This is a genomic window from Escherichia sp. E3659, assembly GCF_005781135.1.
Taxonomy (GTDB): Bacteria; Pseudomonadota; Gammaproteobacteria; order Enterobacterales; family Enterobacteriaceae; genus Escherichia.
On record NZ_VATQ01000013.1, the window covers coordinates 22,222 to 29,882 of the forward strand.

7 protein-coding genes are annotated in these 7,661 nt (G+C 54.6%); 4 read left to right on the forward strand and 3 right to left on the reverse strand.

From position 1 onward, the window contains the following. Positions 1-75 precede the first annotated feature (75 nt). Together hupA and FEK47_RS11250 are read left to right on the forward strand one after the other, a co-directional pair. The gene (gene hupA / locus FEK47_RS11245) at positions 76-348 is read left to right on the forward strand and encodes a nucleoid-associated protein HU-alpha (protein WP_001044513.1); all 273 of its coding nucleotides are present in this window, start codon (positions 76-78) and stop codon (positions 346-348) included. A 12-nt stretch (positions 349-360) separates the two neighbouring features. Next, positions 361-1,056, forward strand: a complete 696-nt coding sequence (locus FEK47_RS11250; RefSeq protein ID WP_032147960.1) for a DUF1481 domain-containing protein — start codon at positions 361-363, stop codon at positions 1,054-1,056. Between the two features lies 1 nt (position 1,057). Here the strand turns inward: FEK47_RS11250 and zraP are convergent, their stop codons facing one another. After that, a complete protein-coding gene (gene zraP, locus FEK47_RS11255) occupies positions 1,058-1,486 on the reverse strand; it encodes a zinc resistance sensor/chaperone ZraP (RefSeq protein WP_135486826.1) in 429 nt (142 codons plus the stop codon). A gap of 237 nt (positions 1,487-1,723) precedes the next feature. Here zraP and zraS point away from each other — a divergent pair, with 237 nt between their 5' ends. After that, complete coding sequence (gene zraS, locus FEK47_RS11260; RefSeq protein WP_138183188.1) at positions 1,724-3,121, forward strand: two-component system sensor histidine kinase ZraS; 1,398 nt, start codon at positions 1,724-1,726, stop codon at positions 3,119-3,121. Further along, positions 3,118-4,443, forward strand: coding sequence for a sigma-54-dependent response regulator transcription factor ZraR (zraR, locus tag FEK47_RS11265; RefSeq protein ID WP_135486825.1), 1,326 nt, complete (start codon positions 3,118-3,120; stop codon positions 4,441-4,443). The genes zraS and zraR overlap by 4 nt, the downstream gene beginning before the upstream one ends. On the opposite strand, the gene purD is transcribed toward zraR, so the two are convergent. After that, positions 4,440-5,729 carry a phosphoribosylamine--glycine ligase gene (purD, locus tag FEK47_RS11270; protein ID WP_135486824.1) on the reverse strand — a complete coding sequence of 430 codons (1,290 nt, stop codon included), beginning with the start codon at positions 5,727-5,729 and terminating at the stop codon, positions 4,440-4,442. The two genes, zraR and purD, sit on opposite strands and share 4 nt — an antisense overlap. An 11-nt stretch (positions 5,730-5,740) precedes the next feature. Beyond that, positions 5,741-7,330, reverse strand: coding sequence for a bifunctional phosphoribosylaminoimidazolecarboxamide formyltransferase/IMP cyclohydrolase (gene purH / locus FEK47_RS11275; protein ID WP_135486823.1), 1,590 nt, complete (start codon positions 7,328-7,330; stop codon positions 5,741-5,743). Positions 7,331-7,661 lie beyond the last annotated feature (331 nt).

Genomic DNA, 7,661 nt, shown 5'->3' on the forward strand with positions numbered 1-7,661 from the left:
GCAGGAGAGTGCTATTCTGGCATTTCCGTCGCACTCGATGCTTAGCAAGCGATAAACACATTGTAAGGATAACTTATGAACAAGACTCAACTGATTGATGTAATTGCAGAGAAAGCAGAACTGTCCAAAACCCAGGCTAAAGCTGCTCTGGAGTCCACTCTGGCTGCAATTACTGAGTCTCTGAAAGAAGGCGATGCTGTACAACTGGTTGGTTTCGGTACCTTCAAAGTGAACCACCGCGCTGAGCGTACTGGCCGCAACCCGCAGACCGGTAAAGAAATCAAAATCGCCGCTGCGAACGTACCGGCATTTGTTTCTGGCAAGGCACTGAAAGACGCAGTTAAGTAAGATTGCGTGGCAGTGAACAGTTTTAACGAAGGGGTGGTTTCACCCCTTTTGTCTTTCTGGCGTCGCTCATTGATGCTGGCAGGCGCGCTGTTTCTTACTGCTTGTAGCCATAACTCCTCACTTCCTCCCTTTACCGCCAGTGGATTTGCTGAAGATCAGGGCGCGGTACGCATCTGGCGAAAAGACAGCGGCGATAATGTCCATCTGCTTGCTGTATTTAGCCCGTGGCGCAATGGCGATACCACGACGCGAGAGTATCGCTGGCAGGGCGATAACCTCACGCTTATCAATATCAATGTTTACAGCAAACCGCCGGTGAACATTCGCGCGCGTTTTGACGATCGCGGCGATCTGAGCTTTATGCAACGTGAATCCGACGGGGAAAAGCAGCAGCTTTCTAACGACCAAATTGATTTATATCGTTATCGTGCTGACCAAATCCGCCAGATTAGCGATGCCTTACGTCAGGGGAGAGTCGTGCTGCGTCAGGGGCGCTGGCATGCGATGGAACAGACCGTGACCACCTGCGAAGGGCAAACCATTAAACCTGATTTAGATTCGCAGGCGATAGCGCATATCGAGCGCCGCCAGAGCCGCTCTTCTGTTGATGTCAGCGTGGCATGGCTGGAAGCGCCCGAAGGTTCGCAATTACTGTTAGTGGCAAACTCTGATTTCTGTCGCTGGCAACCCAACGAGAAAACGTTCTGATTTACCAGTGGCCCATGCCCATATGACCGCCACCACCACCGCAGCCGCCGTAACCCATGCCCATTCCGGTACCGCGCGGAATACCCGCTTCAGCCATCGCAATATCCCGTTTCACCCGTAACTCATCTAACGACTGACGCAAAGCCTCCATCTCTTTGGCGACCGCGTTAATTTTGCTGCTATCCGGTGGGTTCGCGGCTAACAGGGCATTGTATTCATAACGCTTCGTCACCAGTTGCTGTTGCAGTGCGCTGCTTTGAGCGTAAAAGTCATTATGGATTTTCTGCCACGCTGTTTGTTGTTCGCTGGTCAAGGGCGCGGCATTTTGTTGCCACATCCCGTGTCCGCCGTGAGCAAATACAGATGTCGATCCCATCGCCATTGCTGAAAGCGCCATCATCACCAGGGCAATTTTCGTGTTCCGTTTCATGGTTAATCCTCCAGTGGTTGTCTTACTTTGGGTATTGCATCTTTCGTGCCAACAACGAAACGCTGATATGACGGGCAATCTGGCGTGATAAGCGAGTAAAAATGACTCGCCAGCTGTGGGTAGCGAGTCATTTTTACTCATTGAAACTTAAGTCTTTGTGTTACAGCGCAGGGTAAGCGCTGCTAAAAGATGGCATGATTTCTGCTGTCAAAAAGGGATGAACAGGCAAAGAAGAAGATACGTTTTATGCAACGTTCAAAAGACACCTTAGCCAAATGGTTAAGCGCGATCCTCCCCGTGGTCATTGTTGGGCTGGTGGGATTGTTTGCGGTAACTGTGATTCGTGATTATGGGCGGGCAAGTGAGGCTGACCGTCAGGCATTACTGGAAAAAGGTAATGTGCTCATTCGCGCTCTGGAGTCAGGAAGCCGCGTAGGGATGGGGATGCGAATGCACCATGTGCAGCAACAGGCGCTTCTGGAAGAGATGGCAGGCCAGCCTGGGGTGTTGTGGTTTGCGGTCACCGATGCGCAGGGCATCATCATTCTTCACAGTAACCCCGAAATGGTTGGGCGTGCACTCTATTCGCCGGATGAAATGCAGCAGTTAAAGCCAGAGGAAAACTCCCGCTGGAGACTGCTTGAGGATGCAGAAAAAACGCCTGCGCTTGAGGTCTATCGTTTGTTCCAGCCAATGTCATTGCCCTGGCGGCATGGTATGCACAATATGCCGCGCTGTAACGGCAAAGCTGTGCCACAGGCAGAAGCACAACAGGCTATTTTCATCGCCGTTGACGCCAGCGATCTGGTTGCAACCCAGAGTGGGGAAAAGCGCAATACCCTGATTATCCTCTTCGCCCTGGCGACGGTCTTGCTGGCAAGCGTGTTGTCATTCTTCTGGTATCGCCGGTATCTGCGCTCGCGCCAGCTGTTGCAGGATGAAATGAAGCGCAAAGAGAAGCTGGTGGCGCTGGGGCATCTGGCGGCAGGCGTTGCCCACGAAATCCGTAACCCACTTTCCTCGATTAAAGGGCTGGCGAAATACTTTGCCGAACGCGCGCCAGCAGGGGGAGAAGCGCATCAACTGGCGCAGGTGATGGCGAAAGAAGCCGACCGTTTAAACCGCGTGGTAAGCGAGCTGCTGGAACTGGTTAAACCAACGCATCTGGCTTTGCAGGCGGTGGATCTCAACACTCTGATTAACCACTCATTACAGCTGGTAAGCCAGGATGCAAACAGCCGGGAGATCCAGTTACGCTTTACCGCCAACGACACATTACCGCAAATTCAGGCCGATCCGGACAGGCTGACCCAGGTTCTGTTGAATCTCTATCTCAATGCTATTCAGGCGATTGGTCAGCATGGCGTGATTAGCGTGGCGGCCAGCGAAAGCGGCACGGGTGTGAAAATCAGCGTTACCGACAGCGGTAAGGGAATTGCGGCAGATCAGCTTGAAGCCATCTTCACCCCGTACTTCACCACTAAAGCCGAAGGCACCGGGCTGGGGCTGGCGGTCGTGCATAATATTGTTGAACAACACGGTGGTACAATTCAGGTCGCAAGCCAGGAGGGGAAAGGCGCAACGTTCACCCTCTGGCTTCCGGTCAATATTACGCGTAAGGACCCACAAGGATGACGCACGATAATATCGATATTCTGGTGGTAGATGATGACATTAGCCACTGCACTATTTTGCAGGCATTACTGCGCGGCTGGGGCTATAACGTCGCGCTGGCGAACAGCGGGCGACAGGCGCTGGAGCAGGTGCGGGAACAGGTTTTTGATCTTGTGCTTTGCGATGTGCGAATGGCGGAGATGGACGGCATTGCCACGCTAAAAGAGATCAAAACGTTAAACCCGGCGATTCCGGTACTGATTATGACCGCGTACTCCAGCGTCGAGACGGCGGTAGAGGCGTTGAAAACCGGGGCGCTGGATTACCTCATCAAACCGCTGGATTTCGATAACCTGCAGGCGACGCTGGAAAAGGCGCTCGCGCATACGCACAGTGTCGATGCTGAAATACCTGCGGTGTCCGCCAGCCAGTTCGGGATGGTTGGTAAAAGCGCAGCGATGCAACACCTGCTCGGTGAAATTGCCCTTGTCGCGCCATCGGAAGCCACGGTGCTGATCCACGGCGATTCCGGTACCGGTAAAGAGCTGGTCGCCAGGGCGATTCACGCCAGTAGCGCACGTAGCGAAAAACCGCTGGTAACGCTCAACTGTGCGGCACTCAACGAATCCTTGCTGGAATCTGAATTGTTCGGTCACGAAAAAGGGGCGTTTACTGGAGCCGATAAACGCCGGGAAGGGCGCTTTGTTGAGGCGGACGGCGGCACGCTGTTTCTCGATGAAATTGGCGATATCTCGCCGATGATGCAGGTGCGTCTGCTGCGTGCGATTCAGGAGCGCGAAGTTCAGCGTGTCGGTAGCAACCAGACTATCTCGGTTGATGTCCGGCTGATTGCGGCGACCCATCGCGATCTTGCCGCAGAGGTGAATGCCGGGCGTTTTCGCCAGGATCTCTACTATCGCCTGAATGTGGTGGCGATTGAAGTACCATCGCTGCGGCAACGGCGGGAAGATATCCCTCTGCTGGCTGGCCATTTTCTTCAGCGCTTTGCCGAGCGTAATCGCAAGGCGGTAAAAGGCTTTACGCCACAGGCGATGGATTTGCTGATCCACTACGACTGGCCGGGAAATATTCGTGAACTGGAAAACGCGGTGGAACGGGCGGTGGTGCTGCTGACCGGGGAATATATTTCCGAACGCGAGCTGCCGCTGGCGATTGCCGGTACGCCGATCCCGCTGGGGCAAAGTCAGGATATTCAGCCACTGGTGGAAGTCGAAAAAGAAGTGATTCTGGCGGCACTGGAGAAAACGGGCGGCAACAAAACCGAAGCCGCCCGTCAGTTAGGGATCACGCGCAAAACGCTATTGGCAAAACTGTCGCGTTAGTTCTGCTCGCGTTCGATAGCGCGCCAGCCGATATCTTTCCGGCAGAAGCAGTCGTCCCAGTGGATATCGGTCATTAAGGCATAGGCGCGTTTCTGCGCTTCTGCCACGGTATGACCCAGCGCGGTGACGCACAGTACGCGCCCGCCGCTGGTCACTACCTGCTCGTTATCCGCCAGTTTCGTGCCCGCGTGGAACACTTTGCCGTCAGCCACTTCTTCCAGCGGCAGGCCGTGGATCACATCGCCGGTGCGGTAATCGCCCGGATATCCACCCGCAGCCATCACCACGCCGAGAGCAGCACGTTCATCCCACTCGGATGTTTTCTCATCCAGCTTGCCTTCACAGGCCGCCAGGCAGAGTTCAACCAGATCGGACTTCATGCGCAGCATAATCGGCTGGGTTTCCGGATCGCCAAAGCGGCAGTTAAATTCGATAACCTTCGGATTGCCCTGTTTGTCGATCATCAGGCCCGCGTAGAGAAAACCGGTGTAGGTATTGCCTTCCGCCGCCATACCTTTCACGGTTGGCCAGATGATACGTTCCATCGTGCGCTGATGAACCTCATCGGTCACCACCGGCGCAGGAGAGTAAGCGCCCATCCCGCCCGTGTTTGGCCCGGTATCTTTATCGCCTACGCGTTTGTGATCCTGGCTGGTGGCCATCGGCAGCACATGCTCGCCGTCCACCATCACAATAAAGCTCGCTTCTTCGCCATCGAGGAACTCTTCGATAACAATGCGATGACCCGCATCGCCAAAAGCGTTGCCCGCCAGCATATCGTGAACGGCCGCTTCCGCTTCTTCCAGCGTCATCGCCACGATAACGCCTTTCCCGGCAGCCAGACCGTCAGCTTTAATGACGATTGGCGCGCCTTTTTCACGCAGATACGCCAGCGCAGGTTCTACCTCGGTGAAGTTCTGGTATTCCGCCGTAGGGATTTTATGGCGGGCCAGGAAATCTTTGGTAAACGCTTTTGAGCCTTCCAGTTGCGCGGCACCTGCGGTTGGGCCGAAGATTTTCAGCCCGGCGGCGCGGAAGGTATCGACTACGCCTTTCACCAGCGGCGCTTCCGGGCCGACGATGGTCAGATCGATCTTTTCGTTTTGTGCGAAATCCAACAGCGCCGGGATATCGGTCACGCCGATATCGACGTTCTGTAGCGCGGGTTCCAGCGCTGTTCCCGCATTACCCGGTGCGACAAATACGGTCTTAACCAGCGGCGACTGGGCCGCTTTCCAGGCCAGCGCGTGCTCGCGTCCGCCGTTACCAATCACTAATACTTTCATCTGTCGCTCCATTAATGGCGGAAGTGGCGCATGTCGGTGAAGAGCATCGCAATACCGTGTTCATCGGCGGCGGCAATCACTTCGTCATCACGGATAGAACCGCCAGGCTGGATTACGCAGGTCACGCCCGCAGCGGCGGCGGCATCAATACCGTCGCGGAACGGGAAGAACGCGTCAGAAGCCATCGAGGAACCTTTCACTTCCAGGTCTTCATCGGCAGCTTTAATACCGGCGATTTTCGCGGAGTACACGCGGCTCATCTGGCCCGCGCCAATACCGATGGTCATATTGTTTTTGGCATAGACGATGGCATTGGATTTCACGAACTTCGCCACTTTCCAGCAGAACAGCGCATCACGCAGTTCCTGTTCGGTCGGCTGACGTTTGGTGACGACGCGCAGTTCTTCTGCATCGACCATCCCCAGGTCACGATCCTGAACCAGCAAACCGCCGTTCACGCGTTTGAAATCAAGACCCGGAGCACGCTCGCCCCACTGACCGCAGATCAGAACGCGAACGTTCTGTTTGGCGGCGGTTATTTTCAGGGCTTCTTCGCTGGCGGACGGCGCAATAATCACTTCAACAAACTGACGAGAAATGATGGCCTGCGCGGTTTCCGCATCCAGCTCGCGATTAAAGGCAATGATGCCGCCGAATGCGGAGGTTGGGTCGGTTTTGTACGCGCGGTCGTAAGCATCAAGAATGGAATTGCCGATAGCCACGCCGCAAGGGTTGGCGTGCTTCACAATCACACATGCTGGCTCGGCGAACTCTTTCACGCACTCCAGCGCCGCATCGGTATCGGCGATGTTGTTATAAGAGAGGGCTTTACCCTGAACCTGGGTTGCGGTGGCAACAGAGGCTTCTTTCACGTTCTCTTCTATATAGAAGGCGGCCTGCTGGTGGCTGTTCTCGCCGTAGCGCATATCCTGCTTCTTAATGAAGTTCAGGTTCAGCGTGCGTGGGAAGCGACCGGCGGCTTCTTTGCTTTCACCGTGGTAAGCCGGAACCATGCTGCCGAAGTAGTTGGCAATCATGCTGTCGTAGGCGGCGGTGTGTTCGAAGGCTTTGATGGCGAGGTCGAAACGGGTTGCAAGCGTCAGCGATCCTTCGTTGGCATCCATCTCTTTAATAATGGCGTCGTAGTCGCTGCTCTTCACCACGATTGCGACATCTTTATGGTTCTTGGCGGCGGAGCGCACCATGGTTGGGCCACCGATATCGATGTTCTCAACCGCATCTTCCAGCGAGCAGCCTTCACGAGCAACGGTCTGGGCGAACGGATACAGGTTAACAACCACCATATCGATAGGCTGGATCTGATGTTCTTCCATAATGGCATCGTCCTGGCCGCGACGGCCCAGAATGCCACCATGTACTTTCGGATGCAGGGTCTTCACGCGTCCATCCATCATCTCCGGGAAACCGGTGTAATCGGAAACTTCGGTTACCGGCAGACCTTTTTCTGCTAACAGACGGGCAGTGCCCCCTGTAGACAGCAGCTCCACACCGCGTGCGGAAAGTGCCTGGGCGAATTCGACGATACCGGCTTTGTCAGAAACACTGAGCAGAGCGCGGCGGACTGGACGACGTTGTTGCATGGTAAATCCCCTGGATTTGACTATTACAGAGAGCGTTAGCTGAATTTTTCGCGAAAAACTCAGCTAACGCCCCTAACGGGGCATCCTTATTTTTCGCCCGCATTGTAACGAAAACGTTTGCGCAACGCTCGCGAATTTTTCTCTTTCAATGGCGATCACAATTTTGACAGTGGTTACCGTGGGAAAAATACAGAAATTACATTGATGATTGTGGATAACTCTGTGCGTAAAAAGGTATAAAGCGGGGTTTTGCTGGGGAATGCAGCAGTCAGTCATTTTTTTGCAATTTTTCTATTGCGGCCTACGGAGAACTCCCTATAATGCGCCTCCA